At 33.9% G+C, this 24254-nt stretch carries 28 protein-coding genes and 1 pseudogene; 1 reads left to right on the forward strand and 28 read right to left on the reverse strand.

Annotated elements, in window-relative coordinates; translation table 11 throughout:
• Window positions 1-103 precede the first annotated feature (103 nt).
• From KBP46_RS18295 to KBP46_RS18375, 17 genes are all read right to left on the reverse strand, one after another.
• Window positions 104-1714 (reverse strand): serine hydrolase, encoded by a 1611-nt coding sequence (locus tag KBP46_RS18295; RefSeq protein ID WP_216443841.1) that lies wholly within the window; start codon window positions 1712-1714, stop codon window positions 104-106.
• Between the two features lie 124 nt (window positions 1715-1838).
• Window positions 1839-2630 carry a hypothetical protein gene (locus tag KBP46_RS18300; RefSeq protein ID WP_216443842.1) on the reverse strand — a complete coding sequence of 264 codons (792 nt, stop codon included), beginning with the start codon at window positions 2628-2630 and terminating at the stop codon, window positions 1839-1841.
• A gap of 21 nt (window positions 2631-2651) precedes the next feature.
• Window positions 2652-3191: a dihydrofolate reductase family protein gene (locus KBP46_RS18305; protein ID WP_062675865.1), complete on the reverse strand. Its 540-nt coding sequence runs from the start codon at window positions 3189-3191 to the stop codon at window positions 2652-2654.
• Between the two features lie 91 nt (window positions 3192-3282).
• On the reverse strand, window positions 3283-3906 hold the full coding sequence (locus KBP46_RS18310; protein ID WP_253297081.1) for a phosphodiester glycosidase family protein: 624 nt from the start codon (window positions 3904-3906) through the stop codon (window positions 3283-3285).
• A gap of 188 nt (window positions 3907-4094) precedes the next feature.
• The gene (locus tag KBP46_RS18315) at window positions 4095-4811 is read right to left on the reverse strand and encodes a hypothetical protein (protein WP_216443844.1); all 717 of its coding nucleotides are present in this window, start codon (window positions 4809-4811) and stop codon (window positions 4095-4097) included.
• Window positions 4783-5424 carry a hypothetical protein gene (locus tag KBP46_RS18320; RefSeq protein ID WP_123279112.1) on the reverse strand — a complete coding sequence of 214 codons (642 nt, stop codon included), beginning with the start codon at window positions 5422-5424 and terminating at the stop codon, window positions 4783-4785. The genes KBP46_RS18315 and KBP46_RS18320 overlap by 29 nt, the downstream gene beginning before the upstream one ends.
• A 104-nt stretch (window positions 5425-5528) precedes the next feature.
• The gene (locus tag KBP46_RS18325) at window positions 5529-6077 is read right to left on the reverse strand and encodes a hypothetical protein (RefSeq protein ID WP_216443845.1); all 549 of its coding nucleotides are present in this window, start codon (window positions 6075-6077) and stop codon (window positions 5529-5531) included.
• 32 nt (window positions 6078-6109) lie between these two features.
• On the reverse strand, window positions 6110-6622 hold the full coding sequence (locus tag KBP46_RS18330; protein ID WP_216443846.1) for a hypothetical protein: 513 nt from the start codon (window positions 6620-6622) through the stop codon (window positions 6110-6112).
• Between the two features lie 97 nt (window positions 6623-6719).
• Window positions 6720-7379, reverse strand: coding sequence for a DUF2461 domain-containing protein (locus KBP46_RS18335; protein ID WP_123279114.1), 660 nt, complete (start codon window positions 7377-7379; stop codon window positions 6720-6722).
• Window positions 7380-7476: 97 nt separating this feature from the next.
• The gene (locus KBP46_RS18340) at window positions 7477-8073 is read right to left on the reverse strand and encodes an SMI1/KNR4 family protein (RefSeq protein ID WP_216443847.1); all 597 of its coding nucleotides are present in this window, start codon (window positions 8071-8073) and stop codon (window positions 7477-7479) included.
• 35 nt (window positions 8074-8108) lie between these two features.
• Entirely contained in the window at window positions 8109-8804 is a 696-nt protein-coding gene (locus KBP46_RS18345; RefSeq protein WP_216443848.1) for a hypothetical protein, read from the reverse strand.
• Window positions 8805-8939: 135 nt separating this feature from the next.
• The gene (locus KBP46_RS18350; RefSeq protein ID WP_216443849.1) at window positions 8940-9590 is read right to left on the reverse strand and encodes a DUF4919 domain-containing protein; all 651 of its coding nucleotides are present in this window, start codon (window positions 9588-9590) and stop codon (window positions 8940-8942) included.
• A gap of 89 nt (window positions 9591-9679) precedes the next feature.
• Window positions 9680-9991 (reverse strand): hypothetical protein, encoded by a 312-nt coding sequence (locus KBP46_RS18355; RefSeq protein ID WP_216443850.1) that lies wholly within the window; start codon window positions 9989-9991, stop codon window positions 9680-9682.
• Window positions 9992-10080: 89 nt separating this feature from the next.
• Complete coding sequence (locus KBP46_RS18360) at window positions 10081-10227, reverse strand: hypothetical protein (protein ID WP_216443851.1); 147 nt, start codon at window positions 10225-10227, stop codon at window positions 10081-10083.
• A 31-nt stretch (window positions 10228-10258) separates the two neighbouring features.
• On the reverse strand, window positions 10259-11191 hold the full coding sequence (locus KBP46_RS18365) for a kelch repeat-containing protein (protein WP_216443852.1): 933 nt from the start codon (window positions 11189-11191) through the stop codon (window positions 10259-10261).
• A gap of 149 nt (window positions 11192-11340) precedes the next feature.
• Complete coding sequence (locus KBP46_RS18370) at window positions 11341-12273, reverse strand: kelch repeat-containing protein (RefSeq protein ID WP_131797555.1); 933 nt, start codon at window positions 12271-12273, stop codon at window positions 11341-11343.
• Between the two features lie 70 nt (window positions 12274-12343).
• Window positions 12344-12889, reverse strand: coding sequence for a hypothetical protein (locus KBP46_RS18375; RefSeq protein WP_216443853.1), 546 nt, complete (start codon window positions 12887-12889; stop codon window positions 12344-12346).
• A gap of 453 nt (window positions 12890-13342) precedes the next feature.
• Here KBP46_RS18375 and KBP46_RS18380 point away from each other — a divergent pair, with 453 nt between their 5' ends.
• Complete coding sequence (locus KBP46_RS18380; RefSeq protein ID WP_216443854.1) at window positions 13343-13771, forward strand: CBS domain-containing protein; 429 nt, start codon at window positions 13343-13345, stop codon at window positions 13769-13771.
• Window positions 13772-13963: 192 nt separating this feature from the next.
• On the opposite strand, the gene KBP46_RS18385 is transcribed toward KBP46_RS18380, so the two are convergent.
• The 11 genes and pseudogenes from KBP46_RS18385 to KBP46_RS18435 all read right to left on the reverse strand — a co-directional run bounded on the left by KBP46_RS18385 (window position 13964) and on the right by KBP46_RS18435 (window position 24166).
• On the reverse strand, window positions 13964-14371 hold the full coding sequence (locus tag KBP46_RS18385; RefSeq protein ID WP_216443855.1) for a helix-turn-helix transcriptional regulator: 408 nt from the start codon (window positions 14369-14371) through the stop codon (window positions 13964-13966).
• A gap of 156 nt (window positions 14372-14527) precedes the next feature.
• Window positions 14528-15790, reverse strand: coding sequence for a PIN-like domain-containing protein (locus tag KBP46_RS18390; protein ID WP_216443856.1), 1263 nt, complete (start codon window positions 15788-15790; stop codon window positions 14528-14530).
• A 68-nt stretch (window positions 15791-15858) separates the two neighbouring features.
• A complete protein-coding gene (locus tag KBP46_RS18395) occupies window positions 15859-16335 on the reverse strand; it encodes an S-4TM family putative pore-forming effector (protein ID WP_216445502.1) in 477 nt (158 codons plus the stop codon).
• A gap of 20 nt (window positions 16336-16355) precedes the next feature.
• Complete coding sequence (locus KBP46_RS18400) at window positions 16356-16769, reverse strand: S-4TM family putative pore-forming effector (RefSeq protein WP_216443857.1); 414 nt, start codon at window positions 16767-16769, stop codon at window positions 16356-16358.
• The gene (locus KBP46_RS18405) at window positions 16762-17745 is read right to left on the reverse strand and encodes a hypothetical protein (RefSeq protein WP_216443858.1); all 984 of its coding nucleotides are present in this window, start codon (window positions 17743-17745) and stop codon (window positions 16762-16764) included. The genes KBP46_RS18400 and KBP46_RS18405 overlap by 8 nt, the downstream gene beginning before the upstream one ends.
• Window positions 17746-18003: 258 nt before the next feature.
• On the reverse strand, window positions 18004-19629 hold the full coding sequence (gene groL / locus KBP46_RS18410; protein WP_065399281.1) for a chaperonin GroEL: 1626 nt from the start codon (window positions 19627-19629) through the stop codon (window positions 18004-18006).
• 103 nt (window positions 19630-19732) lie between these two features.
• Window positions 19733-20011: a co-chaperone GroES gene (gene groES, locus KBP46_RS18415; RefSeq protein ID WP_002976538.1), complete on the reverse strand. Its 279-nt coding sequence runs from the start codon at window positions 20009-20011 to the stop codon at window positions 19733-19735.
• Between the two features lie 116 nt (window positions 20012-20127).
• Complete coding sequence (locus KBP46_RS18420; protein WP_216443859.1) at window positions 20128-20919, reverse strand: TerC family protein; 792 nt, start codon at window positions 20917-20919, stop codon at window positions 20128-20130.
• Window positions 20906-22116, reverse strand: a pseudogene (locus KBP46_RS18425) (cation:dicarboxylase symporter family transporter). Before KBP46_RS18425 ends, KBP46_RS18420 begins: the two are co-directional and overlap by 14 nt.
• A 46-nt stretch (window positions 22117-22162) precedes the next feature.
• On the reverse strand, window positions 22163-23449 hold the full coding sequence (locus KBP46_RS18430) for a CitMHS family transporter (protein ID WP_216443860.1): 1287 nt from the start codon (window positions 23447-23449) through the stop codon (window positions 22163-22165).
• Window positions 23450-23473: 24 nt separating this feature from the next.
• Entirely contained in the window at window positions 23474-24166 is a 693-nt protein-coding gene (locus KBP46_RS18435) for a DUF2490 domain-containing protein (protein ID WP_062675893.1), read from the reverse strand.
• Window positions 24167-24254: the final 88 nt, after the last annotated feature.

Consider the following 24254-nt stretch of genomic DNA (forward strand, 5'->3'; position numbering starts at 1 on the left):
TGAGATAAAAATAATAAAAAATAGTAATGGAAATTAAAAATAAAAACCGTTTTGAAAACAAAACGGCTTTGAAATATGTATTTTTACTTTGTGAATACTGGTTTTATGGATTTGATTTTTTAATGCTGTATTGTGGTTGTACAGCGTTGGTCATGTCAAGAACAATATCATAAATTCCATCTTCATGGATTGGGAAATCATAAGCATCGAAGGCAATACTTTTATTGTCATTATTCAGACCGAGGTTGTATCCCCAGTCATTATTAAACCTGAATTTTAAATTACCTTTTTTTAATGTATAGTTTTTCAGAAAATAAATATTCGGATTTTTAGGATCTGTTTGTAGCAGTATATCTTTTCCGTCCCAACCATTCGGAGTAGCATTTCCAATAATTCCCCACGCAAGAGTATTGGTCTTTCTTTTTGCTGTTTTTACAGTTCCATCCCAGAAATGAATGACAAGAATATTTATTTTTCCGTCTTGATCCCGTTGAAATGTACAGGTGAATTTTTCATCCAGCTGGAAAGATGTTTTGCTTTTTGGTAACAACGCATTTCTTGGATAGCTGCCTTCTTTGAAAACAAGTTGTCCATCGTTACTGGTGATATAAAAATTTGAATTTTCTGTAGAGTAAACACCTTCCAGCTTTTTTAAATCCTCTGCACTCACTTTTGCAATGGACGGAATGCTATAAGGTTTATTGTACAGTATTTTTTCTACTTGAGGAATAATAAAATCGGAGTGAGAAAGCTCTGAATTGGAAATTAGAATCACACAAATATCATCATCCAGAACTCTGTAATATCGGCTTCTGTAGCCAGGTCCGCCACCATCATGGCCAATCCTTTTTTTATCAAAATCCATAGAGATCTGGAAACCTAAGCCATAATGATCTTTAAGATAAGGTGTAAAAGCTTTGTCTGTGGTCTCTTTTTTAAGAAGGGTATAGTTTTTTAACGCTTCATTAAATTTAAAAATATCTTCCACCGTAGAGTACATCGCTCCCGCAGCAAAAGGATGATCGGTTTTGAAACGCAACGCTTCGTTCGACCTTTTAGCTGATAAAAATTCATATCCAAATGCCTTGTTTTCATCCGTTACATTATTGAAGTTGAATCCGCTGTGATTCATTTTCAGAGGTTTCAGGATATTATTTTCTATGACCTGATCATAATTCAGGCCTGTAACTTTCTTAATGATATAACCGAGAATATAATACCCTGAATTGGAGTAATCCCAATCTTTACCAGGGGAGAAATTCAAAGGTTTTGCAGCAATATATTTTAAAAATGTTTCTTCATTTAGAGTGTATTCAGAGTTGGTATCATTGGGAATTCCTGAAGTATGGGAAAGCAGCTGGGCAATGGTAATGCTGTCACCTTTCGGAAAGTCAGGATAGTATTTGGAAAGTTTGTCATTCAGAGATAATTTTCCCTGTTCTTCCAACTGAAAAATAACAGTTGCCGTGAACATTTTTGTAGTGGAGAAAACTCTGTAAAGACTATTATTGGTATTTTTCTCTTTTTTAGGAGCATTTCTATAGCCGTAGCTATTTTCAAAAATAATTTTTCCTTTTTCGGCAATCAAAACAGAACCACTGAACAATCCTGCTTTTTCATACGTTGAAAATAACTGTTCCAGTTTTTGGGATTTTTGTGAAAGAAGAGGATGCATCGCAAACATTAAAACGATACAGGTGAGAATAGATTTCATGTAATTTTTTTTAAATAAGACACTTTTGAGTGTGATAATATTACATGGTGTTTAAAAAATGTTTTTATTGAAGAAGGGTAGAGGATTATTTAATTTGAATTAATGTCTTAACACCATAAATCTATTATATTTTTTCAAAGTACTTCCCTTTGAACTGATAACGGATTTTCTTTTCTGTAATCTTAGAATCATCAAGAATTAACGGAATACTGATGATTTTCTTTTTAGGATCATATTGAATATCCAGGTTTTCAAATGCTTTGGTTTTGACAGAGTTATTGGTGTTAGAAGATGCGGTAAAATCCAATTCATAGCTTAACTCATTCTGGATTCCGGAAGCGGTTTTTATAAGTTTAGCATTGCTGTTTAACTTGCCATTGTCAATAGAAAAAACTTTTACTCTATAGTAATAAAGGGCAGTGCTGTATACAGAAATGTTTTGGGCCAGATAGTATTTTTTATTCTGTGATACAATATCATTAATCTGATAATAATTAGATTCTGCATTCTGCTCCATATCGCTTTTCAACGTTTCACTCTGTACTTTTTTACCGGATTCATACTGGAAAACACTTCTGTAAAAACGCATTGTTCCTCCGGTTAGCGTATTCCACGAATAGATTCTAAATTTACCATCTTCCGAGGAACTGATAGATAATCCACTTTTTGTAAGTGATTTAAAATCATGTTTTAAGGTTTGAGGATTGGATGATGTATAGTGATGTAATAATTTTTCGAACTTTCTATTGGCTGCGTAAAGAGAGTCCTCAGTGAGGATATTCTTGCGGCTTGTATCATACCAGTATTGAATCCTTTGAAAAGAACGGTTGAGTTTTTTTTCAATGACAGAAATATTTTGTCCGGACATCGTCCAGGAAGTCACCAGACAAAAAAAGATTCCTATTATTTTTTTCATGATTTGTTTGATTATTTTTATTTAAACCTCATAAATAAGCTGTACTACACCGGATTTGAAAACATTGGTTTTGACCAATTTTAGATTCAGTCTTTCTTTTAAATCTTCAAAAAGAGGCTTTCCTTTTCCCAGAGCAATTGGGTGAACAGATATTCTGTAGGTATCAATAAGATTCTCCTGAATAAATGTTTTAATAAGACTTGCTCCTCCATACAGCCAGATGTCTTTTCCTCCCTGTTTTTTTATTTCTGAAACTTTTTCCACAATATCAGAACTGATAAAAACGGCATTCTCATCTTCTCGGTTCTGACTGGAAAAGACAAATTTATTCTTTGAGTGAACTGCTTCCCAAAGTTTTTGCTCTTCTAAACCTGCATTTTCTTCCGGTTGATAATTTCCCCAAGCGTCATAACTTACTCTTCCGTAGAAAATAGTGTCTATGCCGGAAAGAAACCCATCAAAATCCATATCATCATCCATGATACACCAGTCGGTTTCTCCGTTGGGTCCTTCAATAAATCCGTCTAATGTAGTGGCAAGGTCTAGTATTATTTTTTTCATGTTGAATAAGATTGATTTAGGCGTTGAGTTTCTTAAAATGAGAGGAAAGATAGGTATATTTTACCTCTTCATTATGAAATGAGGATAACTTTTATTTTTTAGATTCCGTGACTCCTATCATTATACCGAAGTTTCCATCTTTCTGGATCCATTTTTTTTCCGGAAGATAAGTTCTTGAAACATATCCATCAAGATATAGAGCGTCTTTACAACCCGAATTTTTGAAAAACTCTGCCAGATTATAAAAATTGATTTCTTTTTTAGACATCACAAAAAGGAGATCCCCATTTTTCAGAATTCCTACGCCGTTTCTGATATTCAGATTTTTAGAATTTTCCTGAAAGATCGGGTTGATTTTTCCATTTGTTATAAGCATGGGGCCAGATTGTGTGGCATATCTGACCTCTTTATTTTGTACGTATTTTTTAGTTTCTACGATTCCTGCCCGGTTATTTCGGGTTAAATAAAATATTCCATTAGGCTTAAGATAAAAGTTCCCGCTGCCCTGCAATGTATCTATGGATTTTAGTATTTTAAAATCTTCAATATAAAGACCTTTTGGAGAGTTGTCGGGTTCAAACATTCCTCCGTTCATAGCGAATACTAATTTTTTATTTTTATACTGAACATCAGTAATCAGATGATCCAGACTTTTCAGGAGCTCACCTTTGTCACTTTTCCAATACAGCTGTGTGTTTTTTTTCTGAGGATTCACCTGATAGGTTATAAAACGACTGTTATCCTTTACTTTTTCTTTACAGCAAAAACTGCAGAAGAGCAAAATGAAAAGAAGAAAATACCAGATTGTTTTTAAACTACTGCGTGGGCTTTTTATTTTGGGAAAGAAAATATTAATCATGATGTAGTTTTCAGAACAAATATATTGCTTTCTTCTTATTGATTTCAATGCTGTGTTTTTCTGCGCAGGAAGATTAGAGTTATAAGAAACATAACGATCACAAAAATAGAAATATAAATAATGATTTTATATCTATTATTTTGTTGGTTGAGTGATGATATTTCTATTTTTTGCTCATTGACCTTTCTATCGGAATGGTTGAAATCATCCACAATCAAATCTGTAAGTTCAGGATTACTGGATGTATCAGAGTTTTCAGATAATTTTTTATACTGAGAACTTAAAGATTCCAGTTCTTTTAATTCTTCCGGAGAAAGCTCATCCAGTTTTTTTTGAATAAAACATTGGTCAGAGTAGAGAAATCCGGTACCTTTTTCATCATATGCAAAAATCAGATATTCCCCTTTCTGGGTAAAAAGAACATCACAGGAATGCAGCGGAGATCCGAAAAGGGTAGCATTGTGTGTATAAAATCCATCATAGGAATCCGATTTGTAGGTCTTATTGATTTTTACTTTACTTAGAATATTCTGGACCGTTTTAAACCCAGATGGAACTTCTGTAATATCATATACTTCCCCAATAAAAACAAAATCAGCATTTTCAAAAGAAGATTTTAAAGTAGGAGTACCATTGCATTTACAGGCAGCAATTTTCACAGAAAATAATACTAGAAAAAGTAAAAAAAGCCTGGATTTTACAAGAATTATAAATTGAAGCTTGTTCATCAGCTTAGCGATAAGGCAGATTAATTTCTTCAATTTTTGTTCTCAAATCTCCAATGGTGAAGGTTTCTGAATTACATTGAAATTCAGGAAGGTCATGTTTGGATAGAAAGTCATTTAAATCATCACAGTTTTGCAGAATATTGAATTCTTTATTGTCTAAATCTAAAACAATTCCTTTGGTTTTTCCATTGATAGAGTAGGCTAGAGGAGTTAATGCTCCTAAGAGTGCCTTCGACCATAAGCCTTTCATGTTTTCTTCAAAATAAATGAATCTTCCATAGTTCAAAACTTTGCAAAATCTCGAATACTGGTCAGGATCATATCCATTGTCTTTCTTATTGGTATATTTTCGATAGGTCTGAAAATACATTTCTCCTTTATGCGAAACAGCTAATGGAACTTTTACCCTCTTATTTTTTTGTTTGAAATAAAAGAATGCTTTTTCCGGCATGGCAAGAGAATCACATTTTTCACAGGCTTTGAAATAGACCTCTTCGGTTGAAGATGGTTTTTTATTTAAAACATCCTCCAGAGTCATATAAATGCCTTCCGGAAAATCTCCTTTTTTGATGGATGGATATTCTTTTTCTTGTGCAGCTACTATGCCGGAAATAAAAAGAAGAACAAATAAAATATACAGTTTCATGGGTGTTGTTAATTTTTTGGCAGAGCAAAAATATAAAAAACTTAATGGGAAATCCTTATTAGAGAGATTTTATTCAATACCATAGAAAATAATTCTCAGTTATATTATTTTCTAAATTGTAATGTCTGAATTGCCTTTAAAAGTTCTACCTGACTTTCTTTCTTCAGATTAATGCCATATAAATTGAACTTGATATTTCCTATTGATTCAGTTTTAAGGCTGTCGATATAAACTCCTGTCATTCCTTTGCCTACTTGTTTGGGCTCTACTATTTTTGCTTTATATCCATCAATTTTTTTATAGGATATTTTACTTTTGACAAAATCTTCTCTACTAGCATTTTTATCAATGACAATAAATTCTGTTGTATCAGCCTTTGGATTCACGGTTAGAAGTTCGTTGAGATCTTTTCTGTTAATAATCGTTACATTTTCTTCTAATGAATAGGAATAAGGTCCGTAATCGTAGAAAATCGAATCATTATTTTTCGTGATGATAATTCCGGCATTACTATCACAAGCTTCCGGTTTCAATTTTTTCCAACTTCCTGGAGCCTTTAATCTAAAATCACCAAAATCTAGTGACCGTATTGAATTCTCGGAACAGCTCAATAGTATAAATGAAGCGAAAATGAATAAAGATGCTTTTTTCATAGCTTTATTGGAACATGTTTTATAAAGGGTTGTTATTCCTTTTTTAGCGGTATTTTATTTTTTGTAAATCCTATTAATACATTGTGTTCAATACTATACCGGGTAGAATCTGTTTTTAAAATTATTTTTCCGTTTTCATAGTTGCAAACTCCTTCCAGAAATGAAGTCGAACTTCCTGGATTTACAGATTCTGTCATCATAAATGTATGATCGGGTTTGTGAATACTAATATTGTAATTTTTTGCATTGTGATGAAAGCTATAGCTGATCCAAATTTGATTTTGGTGTCTTCTGATAGCATTTGGCCAAAGAAAACTGGCGATCGCAACAGAAACAACAGAATTGATGATAAACAACCTAGATAAATTTTTTTTCTTTGTTATCCACAAAATACCTCCGGCCAGCAGATTAATAAAAAATAATAAAGGATAAATTATTACAACAGCAATAGAAATACTGGGATCAGGATCAATATCGTAGAACCAGATCCAGATGACTAGAAAATCAATGATGAATAAAATTAAAATTTGCAGGATTCGTTTCATTTTGAAAGATAATATTACTTTTTATTGGACTGTTAGGTTCAGAATGACATACTGAATTTTCCTGTTCTTATAAAGAGTACATAAAAAACTTCCGGTTTTAAAATAAAGGCTCCCCATTCATATCCGTGGTCAGAATTTCACTCATATAATCAAAAAAAGGCCGCATGGCGAGTAAAGTCAGGAGGACTTCTTTTTGAAAATTGTCTGATAAAACCTCCGTATCTGTAAATTTCCGCATCACAAGGAATTGTTTTTTCCTGATCAGATCAATAGCCGGATGATTTTTATCAAAACCCCGCGGTGCTGTTTTTACAGAGTCTCCTTTAAGTTCTCCGAAATATTGTATAAAAGTTTTATCAGCAATAATTTTTTCAATTTCTGTGCTGCTGATTTCAAATTCTTTACGGATGCGAAGTAAATCTTTGGCTTCAGGCCCCCAGAATCCACCACCTACAAAACTGTTGCCCGGTTCCAGCTGAATATAATATCCGCCTCTCAACATGGGCTTCGAGCGGGAATATCCAACGCCAAAATTGGTTTTATAAGGCGTTTTGTTTTTGGAAAAACGTACGTCATTGTAAATTCTAAAAATGTGAATTCCTTTAAGCTGATCATACTCCTGAAGTTCCTGATAGATCTGATTAAAAAAAACTTTATTTTCTTTTACAATGATATCATATTCAGATTTATGCTGAGTAAACCATTCCCGGTTGTTATTTTCTTTTAAATGGGTGAGAAATTCAAATGCTTTTTTCATGTTGTATAGATGTTTTTTACTTCTGAATATTTACAGAAATTTTCCAGCTTCTTGTAATGTAATGATTGGAGTAGCTAAGTAGAACGATTGAGTTAAATTATCCTATTTTTTTGTTCCAGAATGAGCTTGTATCAATTTTCTTTTTTTCAGCATGACGAATTGGAAAAATATCTTGTGCAATTCCTTTTGATAAATTGCCACCCCAGAATATAATATCATCACCAAACATTGAAAGAACAGTTTCTTCATGATCCAGTATTAAAAACCGATGTCCTAAATAGGGGATAATTGGAGGTACATTTTGGTTCTTCATAATATCTTCAGTCACGCGGTTGGCTTCCAAGGTCAGTTTAATTCTTGCTTTTATGATGGGAATGTCATCAGGATAGGAATAAAATATAGGACCAAAATCAATTTCTCCTTCACCACCATTATTATCTATTCCCGGTTTATCAAGACCATTCATCGTTCTGTAATAGTTTTTTAATGACTCCGGAAAGGTGATGTTCAGTTGTTTCTGGAAATCTTCTAATTCAGACTCTGACAATCCTTTTTTCCATTTGCTTCCTTCCTGAATCTGGAATCCCCAGCATTCCATCATATCTACTTTCTGCCAATATCTTTCACTTTTCTTTTTTATCCATTGAAAGCTTGAAATTGAATTGTCAAGTTTTTTAAATTGTCTTTTTTTCATAACATTTCTTCAACTATTGATACAAGGTCAGGGGTTTAGAGCCGTGGGTTATTATTCTTATTATCGATCAATCTTTGTTTTAAACTTTCAGATAATAAATTGTTTTCTAGTAAGTAGTGGGTCATCATTTTCAGAAAATACCGGCATTTCTTTAAATAATCTTTATCCGGTAAAACATTATCGGTGTCATTTAAATAAGTGTTCGCTCTGTTGATAAATACTCCGGCCCCTTCAAATTCTTTGCTGATGAAGAGTGTTCCAATCAGAGAGATGTAAGAAACAAATTTATATTCACTGTGGTTTCTACGTAAATATTGAGGAGGCATATTTTTGTTCATATTCTGAAAATAGGATATAATTCCAATATCTTTCAGGTACTTTTCCTTCTCAATTACAAACCAGTCGTCCACTATTTCGCCATCAAAATCCATTTCAAGATCATAATACCCGATGGGTTCTAAATTTTCAACATACGTTTCCTTTTCCACACAAAGACTTATTCTTGCCCGGATAATGGGTTCCTGGTATCGCTGTTCAATCAGATATTGGTATCCCTCAAATACAAAGGTAATTTCGTGGCGGGCAAAGCCTCCTATCAATTCTTCAGGATCTTCTGAAAGTATTTTTTGGAGCGTGTGAAACGCTTCATTTTTGAGATGAAATTTTTCTGCTCTTTCGGTGAGTAATGTTTGAAGTTCCTGAGCGTTCATAGTATGGTTATTGGTTTTCAAATCTACGAATTAGCATAATATCTTATCCATGCCATGCAGCTTACCTTAATATGGTACATTAGTATGTGAATTGATAGGAAGGGATGTTGCAGAAAAGTATGTAATTGCTGCCTATTTTTACATCATTGGAAGTTATTAAAAATATCCGCCAACCAATTTTACAAATACTTCTCTGTCTCCAATTTTATAAATGGTTAGAATGCTTCCGTCTGAAAGTTGTCTCATTTTTTGACTAAAGTCTGCTCTCGGTCCTTCGGTAACGAGATTTTCAAGTTGTTGTAAAACTTCTCCAGGAGTTAACACACAAATTGCTGTTTCTTCACTTTTCCCATCACCACTTTTTTCTATCGTTTGAATGATGAGATCTTTTTGCTTGGCACATAATTCTCTTTTTTTATGGTCATCAAGTGCACTATAAATATTCATCATATCATCCAGTAAATCTTTGTTGAGAGGATTGATGGCGTATTTTGATTCTGCTTCAGCCACCATTTTTTCTGCTTTACTTTTTGACAGTCTTTTTTGGGCAGGTTTCCAGAATGTTCCGGATTCACTGTTATAATTTCCAATGGTGTAATCATTTTTTATGAATTTACTTCCGTAATACAATTGATTCAACTGCTCCTGCGTCAGTTCAGAAGGATTTACTTTGAATACGTCTAAAAGTTTATAAAAATTTTCCTGCGGGTTTTCAGAGACATTCTTTTTAATAAGGTCAGTGTTTATCTGTGCAGATAATGCCTGGAATATTAGAATTAGAATCCCTGAAATAATATGTTTTCTCATTGTTTTTTATTTAAATTTGATTGTCAACCTGTGTTAGTTATTGTTTTTGTTTATCATAAGGAATTCCATCTTTTCTGATTTTTAATTTTTTATTCGTCTTTTGTTTTCCAAAGTAGTATTTCCGTATCATTCAATACTTTATATTGGTAATCTATTTCATTCCAGAAGTTGATGATGATATCTTGTTGTTCTTTGTTTTTCAAAACAGCTATAATATGAATTTCTACATCATAGTCTTTAGGATAATACATGTCAAAATCAACACTGGCCCAACCATTAGTTATAATTTGGCATAATCTGTCAACATCATCAGTATTTACATACTTTCTCCTTACAATTCCGGCTTTAATGCTTTCAAAAGTATTGATGATTCTGTATTCATCAAAGAGATTGTCTGGCAAATGTTTGTAATAATGCGCATTGTTTGATCCGGAACCCAAAATGGTATAATTCTTTTGTGATTTATCAAAAACAATAGGTCCGACTCCAATTAACTTTCCTCTTTCATCATCTTTATCATATTTTTATGCTTCCAGAAAATAAAAATATAAGGATCTGTTTCATAATATTTGAAGATGGTATAATCAGGATGAATTTCATCTTCAATCATTTTTTGTACTAAAATTTCGTCAATCATCAAGTGTTTTTATTTTGAGAATGTTGTGTACTTAATTTTCTTTTGTATCCTGTGTACTTTCAGTAATATCAGCTGCTTGTAAGCTTTTAATAGCTGATTTGGTGGATGACGTTGTACTTCCGCCGATGATGTATAATTTATTGTTATATACCTCTGCTGCTGCATGTCTTCTTGGGATCATATTGGAGGATAACTGATGGAATTTGTTGGTTGTCGTATCAAAATAGGCCAGAAAAGCCTGATTATTATAACCTCCTGCCATAAAAATCTTATCACCGGATACCGCTAATGAATGTCCGGATATTCCGGCAGGCATTATAAACTGATCGGTCCAGCGATTAGTATTGAGATCGAAAACATTGATCAGACGGGATGAAGTACCGTTAAAACCACCAATGACATACAATTTATCATTCACAATTTTACCTTTTGCTTCTCTGGCGTTGGGCATATCCGGTAGTGGATGCCAGGTATTGGAAGCAATATCATAATATTGAAATCTGTTAGAAAATACAGTGGTTGCAGCATTGTTGAGTCCGCTGCCACCGAACACATATATTTTTCCGTTATGGATAGCAGAACCAGCATTTCCAGTATAGGAACGGTTAACAGCTCCCTTCGTTACTTTCTGGGTTTTAAGGTCTACAATTTCAAGATGACTGTTTCCCCAGCCGTTAAAAATATAAATCTTATGATCGTACGTCTCCGAATTCGCAAATTTTTTGGGACTTAGAGTTGCATTGAGAACACTCCATTTATTATCGGTAATATTATATTTTTCAATAAAATTGGCATTGCCTCCGTTTTGCTGATATCCATTGCTCACATAGATATTATCATCCACGATGACACTTGTTATGGCACCTCTGCCTGCAGACATATTAGCGAGAGTTTTAAACTGAAGCGTTTGTGCATAGGTGAGCAGTGAACCCAAAAATGAAAGGAATAATAATTTTGTTTTCAATGGTAGTAAGATTTCGTGTTTGTTTTACCTATTTATAGAAACAAATATATGTAAAAGCTGAATCTGAAGTGGGAGATTCGAATTTTATTTTTTTTTAATGGCGTAAAGTTTCCTGACTTTGAGTAACTGGATATCGATGATTTTCTCGTCTATGGAGATAACGGGATATTCAGATTGAACATTATTTCATTAATCTCTGCAAATTGTGTGCTTTTAATAGAGGAAGAGGGAAGAGTACTTGTATTTCCTCCAATGATGTATAATCTGTTGTTATATACTTCTGCAGCTGCGTGTCTTCGGGGACTCATATTGGATGATAGCTGGTAGAATTTATGGGTGGTAGTATCAAAATAGGCCAGAAAATCCTGATTATTATAATCACCTACAATGAAAATCTTATTATCGGCTACTGCCAATGAGTGGCCGGATATCCCAACAGGCATTTTATACTGATCGGTCCAACGATTCGTAGTAAGGTCGTAAACATCGATCAGATTAGAAGAAGCTTCGTTAAAACCACCAATGACATACAGTTTATTATTAACAATTTTACCTTTTGTTTCTTTGGCTATAGGCATATCCGGTAATGGATGCCATGTATCTGAAGCAATGTCGTAATACTGAAATTTATCAGAATATATAGGCGCGCCGTTCAATCCGCTGCCTCCAAACACATATATTTTCCCATTATATATGGCAGAACCGGAACCGCCGGCATAATAAGGATTAATGGCTCCTTCGGTTACGGTATTGGTTGCAAGATCTAAAATTTCAAGATGACAGTTCCCCAAACCGTTAAAAATATAGATCTTATTATGGTAAGCCTCCGAATTAGCAAATCTTTTGGGGCTTAGAGTGGTATTGAGAATGCTCCAGCTGTCATCGGTAATATTATATTTCTCAATATAATTGACTTCTTTATCTGCTGTATAGCCATTGGAAACATAAATATTATCATTCACTATTACACTTGCTATGGCCCCTCTGCCTGCAGACATACCGGCGAGTTTTTGAAAATGAAGCGTTTGTGCATGGACCAGCAAGGTACCTAAAAATGACAGGAATAATAATTTTGTTTTCAAGGGTAGTAAGTTTTTAGTGTTTTTGTTTTATAGGCTTAAAATCAGGAGGTATAAACTTGTGTAAAACTCATCAGGATTTTCCTTCGTTGATATATTCCAGATAATCCTGTTCTAAATTATTAATTTCTTCAATTAAAAAATCGTAAATATTTCCTTCATATACTTCATAATCTTCCTCATCGTATTTGTCATACTCAATTTTTATGATTCCGTTGTCGGTATAGGCTCTGTAGAGATTTCCACTGCGTTTAAAAAATAGTTGTCCCAATGGCTTTTCCTTATATTCAAGGGCTTCCTGATGTTTTTCTTCAAATCCCATCCATGAAGGCATTTCTTCATCCTGCGAAAGTCCGTAGACAAAAAAGCCATACCCGAATTTCCAGCTTGGAAGAACGTCAAACTCCTGAGGACGTTTCCAGATCTCTTCCTTGACTTCAAAAAGTAAGGAACCAAATGAGGTCAGAAAATCCTTAACATCTTCACTGAAGGTAAACCCTGTGTTTTCTTCATATTTTTTAATTTGTTCTTCGGTCGCAGGTTTGGCCACAGAGCCCATTACTAAGAAATCATCATTTAATTTCTTTTTCCTGTCCCAGAATTCTTCTTTTGTTGCCATATTTTGTTTTGGTGTTACAATCGTCAGCATTGTTCAGATCGTTATTGAAACAAAGATAAGAGAAAGTTTGGGGATAAAAATTAGAGTGTGGGTGGATTTTGTTTTATTTCCCCAAAGTCGGGGGAGTTTGGGGAACGGGGAGAATTTCTAAAAATGCTTTTAGTTAAGCAAAGATATTTTTCTACAAAATTATTATCTGCTTGTCTGTCTGCAAAAGATAAGTTGTTTTTTTGGTAAGTTATTGAAAATTAAATACTAAAGTTAGAAGTTTCTTTGAAAAAATACAAAAATGAAACCATGATATTTAACATATCATACAGCGGAGAAAATTGATAAATATCAGCTGTAATAGTATGATGAGGCGGGTGTTTCTTCGCTAACTTTGAGTATGAAAAAGGAATTTATGGTTCGTTTTTCATTGTTAATTTTCACAATAATCTAAACAAAAATGCTATGAAACAAAGAGTTCCAATTTCCCAAATTATGACTAAAGACCTGATTACACTCAATCTTACACAATCATTGTATGAGGCTGAAAATTTATTTAAAAAAAATAAAATCAGGCATATTCCGGTTGTCGAAAATCAAAAGTTATTAGGCGTATTAAGTTATAGTGATTTATTGAAAATCAGCTATGCGGATGTAGAACAATCGGATGATGCGGAGGATGTTACTGTGTCAGCAGTGGTATACGACGTATTTACTATTTCGCAGGTGATGACAAAAGCTCCTCTCACTGTAAATCCTGAGACTACCATAAAAGAGGTAGCAGAGATTTTATCCGAACATAGTTTTCATTCTGTTCCGGTGGTAGAAAATGGTGACCTAAAAGGTATTGTGACTACCACAGATATTTTAAAGTATTTATTGCAGCAGTATTAAACGGCCCAGTATTCACTTTAAATGCCCATTTATACTGAATACCTTACATTTTCCAAATTCAGAGTAATTGGAGATTATATACGTATAAGAAACCCGAAGTCCAGACTTCGGGTTTCTTTATTTTTTTAGAGGCTGCTGAATATCCCCGTTGCTGTAAGATCTTTTCGTCGTTTTGATAATTATGACCAATTTTTATTTCTGAATCAACTGCTCCAGTCTGGCCATCATTTCATCTTTTTCTTTCAGCATTCTTTCGTACAACGCAATTTTTTCTTCGTGTACTTTGATTAATTGATCTACAGGGTTAATTGTAGAATTATAGAAAATAGAAGCTGGTTGCTGACAGTTATCAAAAGTATTAGAAATAATATTGATAGCCTGTTCCTCATCAAAGTTCTGGAAAGCTTCCACAGGAATTTTCAATACCTCTGAAATCTTTTGCAATAAAGGATCTTCAATAGTTTCTTTCTGCTCCAAAAGCGAAACCTTCTTCTGGTTCCAGTCTTCACCAAGATCAAAAGCCAAAGCCTCCTGCTTGATGCCCAGCATCTCCCGAAAACGCTTGATATTTCTCCCCTGATGTATTTTTTTGTTTTGCATATTTGTGTACGTTATAGAAACAAATATAAGTAAAAGTTGGGGGATAGGAAATGGGAGAGTGGGGGTATTTTAGATAGTGGGATATAAAAAATCCGAAGTGGGAGACTTCGGATTTTTTTTGAGTAAAGTCAATAAATTTTGTACAGCAGATAATTTCTATTCTAGAATAACGTGTTCTATATGTCCTTCTAATTCATTTTCATTCATCCAAGCTAGTGCTATGGTTTTTTTTTCAATATTACTTGGTTCCTTAGACCAAGATACGGTTAAAATGCCTTTATGATCATGAAGACTATATATATTTATTTCAGAAATATTTTTAGAATAAAATAATGCAACCCTTTCAAGTCTATCTATTCTCGAGGGTTCCTCATCTTGTCTGTTGGCAGTAATTAGGATATTTTGATGAGTTACAGAGTTTATAGAATTCATTTCGGAGATTGCAACGATATCTTTTATAGTTTCAGGTGTTATTGAAGTAGGAATGTATTTGTTTGCCTTATAAAGAAAGTCTTTCATTTCGTACATCCAAAACTTATTATTTGTAAAATCTTTAAACTCTTTCAGTAACTCATATCTTGGTGATACTTTAGCTTTTTTATTGTCATAATACCACCAATCTTCTTTGACATCATTAACAACCAAAATAATATCTTTGTTTAGTTGTTTTGCATGCCGAAGGATTTCCTTCCATATAATAAGATCCCCATATTTTTGAAAGCCTACCTTTTCATTTTTATCTAGATAACCAGGAGGTATGTCATTATTATAGCGAAATTCTCCTTCTAGAATATAGCTATTAATTTCATCAAGAGTTGGCTCTTGCATTATGTTGAAATATTCTTCAAGTAGGGGCGTAATTCTATCTACATCAGAATTTGCAATTATTTCTTTCTGTAATTCGATTTTTTCAATAATGTCTTTTTTAAATAAATCAAAATTTGTTTTGAAATTATCAATTTGTTCTTCAAAAGATTTTACCTGTATTTCAAAATCTGAAAAATTTACATCTTTAAGTGAAGGATGCTTATTATTAATTGATACTTTTTCTTGTAAAGTTTTGAATTGACCTTTTAATTCATTATTAAAATTGGTTTCAATTAATTTGATGATATCTTGAATTTTTTCAACATGACCACTATCATTGTTTCCATTTATTTTTTTTATTAAATTATTGTAAGAATCTATTGGCTTCAACTTTACTTTCTCTCTGTTTTTTAAAAATTCAAATTCAGTTTGATAAGTTAATAAAAGGCGACCTTTTAGTAAGTCAAATAATTTGTCTTTCAATTCCAGTAGGTTTTCCTCTGTGAAGTAATACATATCAAGGATTGAAGATGTATCAAAAAAAATAATTGAATTCTCAAATAATTCTTTTTCTTGCTCTTCTTCAATTTGATAAAAAGGTTTTTTATTCATAGTTGTTAGTAATAATAGCTAAATTTAAGAAATGTTAAATTAAAATATTACAATGAGGTTTTTTGTCATTATTTTGAGATAATTTCTTCTATTTTAGTTTTAACAGAGTAGTTCATTTGATCTTCTAGTCCGCTCCATAAGAAACTATATATAAAATCAGGAATTAAAGGGCTTAGTATTCTATTCTGATAAATTCTATCTTGTATTCTACGAAGTTCTTCAATATCGATAGAATCGTCAATTGAAATTGTGTTTAAATTTTCTTCTATAATTTCTCTTAACTTTTGAAGATTATCAACAGATTCTAAGCTGGTATTAAACTCTTTATATGTAAAAGTGAAAATTGGAATTGATGGTAAAACGACTTCTATCATGAATTTCATTAAAGAAAAATTATTTGATAATGAAAAACCTAATAAGATAAAAAACGTTAAAATTGATAATGTAATAAGAAGTATATTGTATTTCTTTTTAATATTTTGATCGTAACAAATATTCATTCTTTGACAAAATAATATAGCAATATTTGTATCAATATTTTTAATTTCTTTTGAATACCAATTTGTTACCCTCTCAACTTTTTTAGTATTTTTTTATCTTTTTTTGAGTACTTTCTAATTATATCGTTATCAACATACGTAGTATTTAATAATTCATTTTCAGTAAGTTGAAAAATTGTTGTATCAAAATCTTCTTGAATTGAAGCTGCTGTTTTTTTGCATCTATCGATATAGATTTCAAAAATTTTCTCTAAAATAATTGCAAAGACTATATATAAAATATAAACCCAATGTTTGTCATTAATTTCAATTATTGTAAGATTAGTTATTAATGAAATAATTATAGGTATAATTACCGTGAGAGAAATAAGAAAATAGTTTGCTTTTTTAGCATTAGAGTACAGCCTTCTTTGAGCAAGAAGTTTATCAATGTTTATATCTAAATTCTGTTTATTGAATATGTCTTTTCCTTTATTCATAAATTGGGAATTTAGTTCCAAATATTTCACGCCACTTATTTATTGCTTTTTCTTGATCCTTATCATTTGTTTCTGCAGTTATGGCTTCTACAGCTTTATCATAAGCCCAATTAGCTTTGTTTGATATTGAATATTTTTGTTCAAAGGTAAGATTATTTAGATTCCCTTGAATACCTTTTGGATCGCTAACATCATTATAAATGTGATTTTTTAGATAATAAAAAAAATCTTTAATGTCCAAATCTATCCAGTTAGATAATTCAGCTTTTGTTTTTACAAAATTAATTACAAACTGCTCAAAAAGATATGAACCAATAGTATATGAAGAATTATGTCTATTCCAATATTTTAAAGTTCTAATTAGTTGTAACAATTTGCCATCATAGTTCTGATTTGTAGATGTAACCAAATTTTGATCAATTAGAGGATTAGTAGCTTTCCAATTGCCATTTCCATCTGGGATAAGATAAAGATTAGTGTCTGTATAAAAACAAGGAACAATATCAAAAACCCACTCATAACTTTGAAGACTTAGTGTTGCAGCCTCACCTCTTGAGTGAATTTCTGCTGATTTGTAATGTTCAACTTCTGAAAGAGAATTCTTTACTTTATTTACAACTTTTTTTGAATTTAATATGTCATTATCCGATAGTTTTTTTAGTCGATCACCAGCATTTGGAGTCTGAATATAGTATGTGCTACCGGATTGTAAGTAAGTTGCACCATTTGCAGTAAAACAAAACATTATATCAATATCATCAAGTTCTCGAATCTTTGTTTTTCTTGCAAAGGATCCAAATTTTATATGTCTATCCTGATATTTGAAAGGAAAATCTAAATATTCTTTAGAATCTAATGAATTTAATTGACCCCATAACCAGTCACGACTCGAATTGGCTTTTGATGTTCTATCAGGGTTTAGATTAACTGTTTCCTTATTAAATTCTTTGAATGCTATATCTACTGTTTTTGCCATAGTTTGTTAAAAATATTGCTGATAACCCCACAGGTGTATAGAAATTCTGTAATAAAAAGTTCTGATTGAGGAGTGTTTATTTGTAATTAACTGTTTATGTGTTTATTCTAATTTTGTATTGAAGTAATATATTTTTGATTAATTTAAAACATTAGAGTAATATTCCCTTACGGGAAACCGTATTCCATGTGTAAAAACAGAAAACCGCCCTACAAAAGCAGAGCGGTTAATATATTAAATTGTCTCAGCGACACGCTGTTACATCATTCCTGGCATTCCACCACCCATTGGCATAGCTGGTTCAGCGCTCTTTACTTCAGTGATTACACATTCAGTAGTTAAAAGCATTCCAGATACTGAAGCTGCGTTTTCAAGAGCAACTCTTGTTACTTTAGTTGGGTCAATGATTCCTGCTTCAAGCATTTGAACATACTCGTCAGTTTTCGCATTGTACCCGAAGTCTCCTGATCCTTCTGCTACTTTAGCAACGATTACAGAACCTTCACCACCTGCGTTGGCAACGATTTGTCTTAATGGCTCTTCGATAGCTCTTTTCACGATTTTGATCCCTGTAGTTTCGTCAGCGTTAGATCCTGAAAGATTGTCAAGTGCAGAGATGGCTCTTACTAAAGCAACACCACCACCAGCAACGATACCTTCTTCTACAGCTGCTCTTGTAGCGTGTAGGGCATCATCTACTCTGTCTTTTTTCTCTTTCATTTCTACTTCAGAAGCAGCACCTACGTAAAGAACAGCAACACCACCAGCTAACTTAGCTAATCTCTCCTGAAGTTTTTCTCTGTCGTAGTCAGAAGTTGTAGTTTCCATCTGAGCTTTGATCTGAGCTACTCTTCCTTTGATTTTCGCTTCGTCACCACCACCGTTTACAACTGTTGTGTTGTCTTTGTCGATGGTTACTTTCTCAGCAGTTCCAAGCATATCCAAAGAGATGTTTTCCATTGTGAAACCTTGCTCTTCAGAGATCACCTGTCCACCTGTAAGGATCGCGATATCTTCCAACATTGCTTTTCTTCTGTCTCCGAATCCAGGAGCTTTTACAGCAGCAATTTTAAGAGAACCTCTTAGTTTGTTTACCACCAGAGTAGCTAAAGCTTCTCCTTCAACTTCTTCAGAGATGATCAATAAAGACTTACCACCTTGTGCAATTGGCTCAAGAACCGGTAATAATTCTTTCATCGAAGAAATTTTCTTCTCTACTAAAAGGATATATGGGTTTTCAAGTTCAGCTAACATTTTCTCAGGGTTCGTCACGAAGTAAGGTGACTGGTATCCTCTGTCGAACTGCATACCTTCTACAACGTCTACGGTTGTATCAGTACCTTTAGCTTCCTCTACAGTGATTACTCCTTCTTTACCTACTTTTCCGAACGCTTCAGCGATTAAAGAACCGATGGTATCATCGTTGTTGGCAGAAATAGAAGCAACCTGCTTGATTTTTTCTGAAGAATCTCCAACCTCCTGAGATTGAGATTTAAGGTTTTCAACAACAGCAGTTACTGCTTTGTCGATCCCTCTTTTAAGATCCATAGGGTTAGCACCAGCCGCTACGTTCTTAAGACCTTCTCTTACGATAGCCTGTGCCAATACAGTAGCGGTAGTAGTACCGTCTCCTGCGATATCGTTGGTTTTGGAAGCTACTTCTTTTACCATCTGAGCTCCCATGTTTTCTACCTTATCTTCAAGTTCGATTTCTTTTGCTACAGAAACACCATCCTTAGTTACGTGTGGAGCACCGAAAGATTTTTCGATTACTACGTTTCTCCCTTTAGGACCTAAAGTTACTTTTACTGCATTTGCTAATGCATCAACTCCTCTTTTTAGAGCGTCTCTTGATTCAATATCGAATTTTATTTCTTTTGCCATTTTTGATTAGATATTAGATGTTAGATGTCAGATATTAGACAACTAACAAAAGTTTTTTTAATTTGATTTTTAATCTGAAATCTGATGTCTGTGATCTGAAATCTTAGCCAATAATTCCCAATAAATCAGCTTCTCTTACGATCAAATAATCTTTACCTTCCAACTTCAATTCAGAACCTGAATATTTACCATAAAGTACTTTGTCACCTACCTGAACCGTTGTAGGCTCGTCTTTTTTACCAGGACCTACTGCTACTACAGTACCTTCTTGCGGCTTTTCCTTTGCAGTGTCCGGGATAATGATTCCTGAAGCTGTTTTAGTTTCTGCTGCGATTGGCTCTACCAGAACTCTGTCTGCCAATGGTTTAAAGTTTACTGACATAATATATTTAATTTTTTAATTATTTCTGTGTTGTAATTCTCTAAATGTATGCCATGAGACGCTGATGGCTGAAATGGCAGATTTTTATTTCCGAATGTGAAAATTTGGCAGAAAAATTATTTTTTGCGGGCCGGAAATCCCAAAAGATAACTGGTTGCTACCGGTACTACAAACAACAGAACGGTAATGGCGGAAACTAAAATTTCCATGGTATGGCTGGCTAAAAACTGAGCGAATACCGTAGCAGGGTAGAAGTGCTCAAATAGTGACAAACTTAGTTTAATTCCTAAAATAGCAATGACAATAAAAGCTGCAGTTTCCAGGAAAGGAAATACCTGCATCAAACGGACAAACCACTGTGCAATAAATCTCATCGCTAAAATTCCAATAAAAACCCCCAATGTAATCAGAAGTAAATTATCTGAAAAAGCCACTGCTGCAAAAACATTATCTATGGAGAAAGCAAGATCCATTACTTCCACAATAGCAACCGTTGCCCAGAATTGACCTAGCAATCCGATGGAATTTTTATACAGCCAGCTGGATTCTTTGTTCGGGCTTTCCTCAGGATTTTCTTCATCATTTGTGTTTTTAATTTTTTTGATGAACCAGTCAAAGGAAATATAAATCAGATAGAATCCTCCCAGTGGTTTCAGCCACCAGACGGAAATGAGTACGGAGGCGAAAATAAGAGCAAGCCCGCGAAATATATAAGCTCCAAGAATTCCGTATTTCAGGGCTTTTTTTCTTTGATGTTCGGGCAGGTCCATGACGATGGTTGCCAATACGGCAGCATTGTCTACGGAGAGAAGGCTTTCAATAAGGATCAGATTGCCGATAATGGCTATCGATTTTGCAGGGTTTTCTAATATGTCATTGAGAAGGTGTGTAAAATCAGGAAACATCATTTTTTAAGGAAATAGAATTTTGATTAAGTTTTGAAATAATGGCAGCGGAAACTGAAATGCCGATGAAATTGGTGACAGATCTGGCTTCGTTCATAAAGCGGTCTACACTGTACAACAGCGCAAGATCTGTGGTGGGAACTTTTCCAAACCTGCTTAGGGTAAACATCAGCGCAAGAAAGCCTGATCCCGGTACTCCCGAAGCTGTTTTGGAAGCAATTGAAATGGTGATAAAAAGCCAGAAATAATCCATTGGCGTAAGGGAAATATTGTAAAGCTGAACGAGGAAAATACACGATATTGAAAGATAAATGCAGGCTCCCGCCAGATTAAAATTGTACCCGAGAGGAATAATAAGACGAAGAATCTTCCGGTCATAACCCTGAGATTCCATTTTGTCAAAAATCATGGGGAATGCCATCTTGGAAGAAGAAGTGGCTACTACCAGAATAATTTCTTCTTTAATACTGATTAAAAAATCCCAAAGATTAATTTTAAAGTAAGCCGTTACAATCCCTAATATTCCGAAAATAAAAAATACACTGGTAAGATATACGGTGGCCACAATTTTACTTAAAGGCAGCAAAGTATTGATTCCATATACCGAAATGCCATAAGCGATATTACAGAAAATGACTATTGGTAGAAACAGGTACACATATTTGATGAGCCTGAAAAACAGATTTCTTCCTGCGTCTAAAGCTTTAAAGATGTTATTTCTCTTCTTCGAAATACCAATCACAATTCCCGCAGATATGGATATGAAAAGAAAAAGTACATAGTTGCTGATATGCAGAGGGTTGTTGGCCGTTGTTAAAAATCTTTCCGGAAGTGCCTTGTGCGAAGAAATAATAATTCCCGTGTTGGCTCCCGGCTTTAAAAGAAGACCGGAACCGATTCCCAATACAATGCTTATGGAAGTGATGATTAAAAATACAGAACCATCTGGATTACAATTTTAAAAGCATTTTTAGTGCTGAAAATATAGCTTACGCCATAAGTCACCGCAATGAAAATAACAGGAATGATCAACACCTCAAGAAGCATAAAAAAGTAACTGCTTACCTTTTCCAGCTGTTTACCGACTTCCGGAAAATAATAACCCGTTAATGCGCCACAGATAATAGCTGTGAAAACATACAGGGTAAGGTTTCTTAAATACGAGTCTGTAAATGTTTTTTGCTTAACAGTTTTCATCATTCACTTTTTTATAGATAATAAGATTACGAAATTCAAAGATATAACCTTATATAATACCAAGAACCAATGCACTCAGCAACATGATGACTGATGATCCCAAGGCCCACTTTAATGTATATTTCAAATGATCTGAAAACTCCACACCCGCCAGCGATACCAACAGATAAGTAGACGGAACCAATGGACTCAGAAGGTGAGAACCCTGCCCGATAAGACTTGCTCTTCCCAATATTTCCGGTGAAATTCCCAATTGGTGACCGGTAGCAACGATAATAGGCAATATTCCAAAGTAGTAGGCATCATTAGACAGGAAAAAAGTAAACGGGATACTGAATAAGGCTGTCACAATATTCATATAACCGCCCCAGCTCTTAGGAACTATTTCTATCATACTGTTTCCCATTGCCTGCATAATACCCGATCCGTTCAGGATTCCCGTAAAAATTCCGGCCCCAAAGATCATTCCGGCCACTGATAGGGCATTTCCTGCATGTTTGGAAATTATTTTCTGCTGGTCTTTTAATTTTGGATAATTGATGATGGAAGCGATACAGAAAGCAATCATAAAGGCAATCCCTAAAGGAACAATATCAAGAATCATGACTACCAAAAGGGTAATGGTAAGAGCAAGATTGATCAGAATCAGTTTCGGGCGGCGGAGTGAAGGATCTGCTTCACCAATAATATCATTGCTGTTGTAGTTTGTAAACTTACCATGTTTTGCAATTCGTATTTTTTCTCTTCTGCCCAAAATATAAGCAACAAATATAACCCACAGAATCCCTATTGCCATAATAGGAATCATAGGCACGAATATTTCAGTGTGGCCAAGCTTCAGGGAACTCATTACCCTTGCTGTTGGTCCTCCCCAGGGAAGAATATTCATAATCTGCCCGGCAAGCATAATAATACAGGTAAGAATCAGCGGATTCATCCCTTGTTTTTTATACAACGGAAGCATAGCAGCCACGACAATTAAATAGGTGGATGAACCATCACCATCCAATGAAACCAATGCTGTAAGAACAGCAGTTCCTATTGTTGTTTTGATGGGATTGTCTCCAACTGCTTTTAAAATTATATTCACTAGCGGTTCAAAAAGTCCCGTATCTATCATTAAACTGAAATAAAGGATCGCAAAGATCAGCATAACACCGGTCAGAGCTATTTCTTTGACACCGTTTTTCATCATGTCTCCCAACTGAGGACCAAAGCCTGCAAAAAGGGCTATGGTTATCGGCACAATGACCAAAGCGGTGAGAGGAGTCATCTTTTTGTTCATGATGAGAATCATGAAGATGAAAATCATTAAAAAACCAAGAAATGTTAGCATAGTTATCTATAAATATTAATGAGGTTATTGTTGTTTCTTTTTTCTCCAGTCAAAACTGTTTCTGAAGCCTATAAATCCGTAGTTACTTGTTTTTCCGGTTTCCATCTGATTGATAAAGGCCAGTTCCAGAGCAGAATTTTTTCCCACTTTTATTCCAAGGCCTGCGGTAATACGATTACTGTCGAAAGGCTCTGTTTTATCCACATTCATTCTTATTTCATTTTTAAGAATACCATAGAGTTTTTCTTTTTCTCCTTTTTTGTTGAAGGGAATACGGACAGAGATCAGATACCGGAGTCTTACCTCAAATTCATCGGGATTGCTGAGGAAACGTTCTTCCACTCTAAGGCGGTTAGAGATGGAGGTTCTCCCGATGAAATACTCCGCAGTTACCTGCTGGAAAGGTCTTTTTTCATATCTTATCTTTTTAGAATCGTCGGCATTATAAGATTCGAGGATCAGAAACATAGCTCCTGCTGCAGGTCTAATATTTTCAGCTACTTCATAATCTACATAGGCATTTACCAGAAAAAGTCTTGTATCATAAGCCAGATCGAAGGAACGGTACTGGGTAAGTGCAGTTAAAGTACTTTTATCGGTAAGCTTTGCCGACATCAGGTACTGAAACCACATATTGTAATTATCTTTACTCTGACTATACAGTCCGTTGAATAAACATAATGATAAAATAAGGGTTAATTTTATATTGATTTTCATATAATATTGGGTTAATATTGTACTTTTTCAAATATATTTATTAGAAAGAGCGGCTCTGGAATTTTTCAATCAATGACAGTTTTTCTCA

The sequence above is a fragment of the Chryseobacterium sp. PCH239 genome, from assembly GCF_018924625.1.
Taxonomy (GTDB): domain Bacteria; phylum Bacteroidota; class Bacteroidia; order Flavobacteriales; family Weeksellaceae; genus Chryseobacterium; species Chryseobacterium cucumeris.

What these genes read in the sequence shown, in the direction of transcription:
- KBP46_RS18295 (WP_216443841.1), bottom strand. Translation starts at nt 1,714, where the DNA reads ATGAAATCTATTCTCACCTGTATCGTTTTAATGTTTGCGATGCATCCT.
- KBP46_RS18300 (WP_216443842.1), bottom strand. Translation starts at nt 2,630, where the DNA reads ATGAAAAAAATAATAGGAATCTTTTTTTGTCTGGTGACTTCCTGGACG.
- KBP46_RS18305 (WP_062675865.1), bottom strand. Translation starts at nt 3,191, where the DNA reads ATGAAAAAAATAATACTAGACCTTGCCACTACATTAGACGGATTTATT.
- KBP46_RS18320 (WP_123279112.1), bottom strand. Translation starts at nt 5,424, where the DNA reads ATGAAACTGTATATTTTATTTGTTCTTCTTTTTATTTCCGGCATAGTA.
- KBP46_RS18325 (WP_216443845.1), bottom strand. Translation starts at nt 6,077, where the DNA reads ATGAAAAAAGCATCTTTATTCATTTTCGCTTCATTTATACTATTGAGC.
- KBP46_RS18330 (WP_216443846.1), bottom strand. Translation starts at nt 6,622, where the DNA reads ATGAAACGAATCCTGCAAATTTTAATTTTATTCATCATTGATTTTCTA.
- KBP46_RS18335 (WP_123279114.1), bottom strand. Translation starts at nt 7,379, where the DNA reads ATGAAAAAAGCATTTGAATTTCTCACCCATTTAAAAGAAAATAACAAC.
- KBP46_RS18340 (WP_216443847.1), bottom strand. Translation starts at nt 8,073, where the DNA reads ATGAAAAAAAGACAATTTAAAAAACTTGACAATTCAATTTCAAGCTTT.
- KBP46_RS18350 (WP_216443849.1), bottom strand. Translation starts at nt 9,590, where the DNA reads ATGAGAAAACATATTATTTCAGGGATTCTAATTCTAATATTCCAGGCA.
- KBP46_RS18360 (WP_216443851.1), bottom strand. Translation starts at nt 10,227, where the DNA reads ATGATTGACGAAATTTTAGTACAAAAAATGATTGAAGATGAAATTCAT.
- KBP46_RS18375 (WP_216443853.1), bottom strand. Translation starts at nt 12,889, where the DNA reads ATGGCAACAAAAGAAGAATTCTGGGACAGGAAAAAGAAATTAAATGAT.
- KBP46_RS18380 (WP_216443854.1), top strand. Translation starts at nt 13,343, where the DNA reads ATGAAACAAAGAGTTCCAATTTCCCAAATTATGACTAAAGACCTGATT.
- KBP46_RS18385 (WP_216443855.1), bottom strand. Translation starts at nt 14,371, where the DNA reads ATGCAAAACAAAAAAATACATCAGGGGAGAAATATCAAGCGTTTTCGG.
- KBP46_RS18390 (WP_216443856.1), bottom strand. Translation starts at nt 15,790, where the DNA reads ATGAATAAAAAACCTTTTTATCAAATTGAAGAAGAGCAAGAAAAAGAA.
- KBP46_RS18400 (WP_216443857.1), bottom strand. Translation starts at nt 16,769, where the DNA reads ATGAATAAAGGAAAAGACATATTCAATAAACAGAATTTAGATATAAAC.
- KBP46_RS18405 (WP_216443858.1), bottom strand. Translation starts at nt 17,745, where the DNA reads ATGGCAAAAACAGTAGATATAGCATTCAAAGAATTTAATAAGGAAACA.
- groL (WP_065399281.1), bottom strand. Translation starts at nt 19,629, where the DNA reads ATGGCAAAAGAAATAAAATTCGATATTGAATCAAGAGACGCTCTAAAA.
- groES (WP_002976538.1), bottom strand. Translation starts at nt 20,011, where the DNA reads ATGTCAGTAAACTTTAAACCATTGGCAGACAGAGTTCTGGTAGAGCCA.
- KBP46_RS18420 (WP_216443859.1), bottom strand. Translation starts at nt 20,919, where the DNA reads ATGATGTTTCCTGATTTTACACACCTTCTCAATGACATATTAGAAAAC.
- KBP46_RS18430 (WP_216443860.1), bottom strand. Translation starts at nt 23,449, where the DNA reads ATGCTAACATTTCTTGGTTTTTTAATGATTTTCATCTTCATGATTCTC.
- KBP46_RS18435 (WP_062675893.1), bottom strand. Translation starts at nt 24,166, where the DNA reads ATGAAAATCAATATAAAATTAACCCTTATTTTATCATTATGTTTATTC.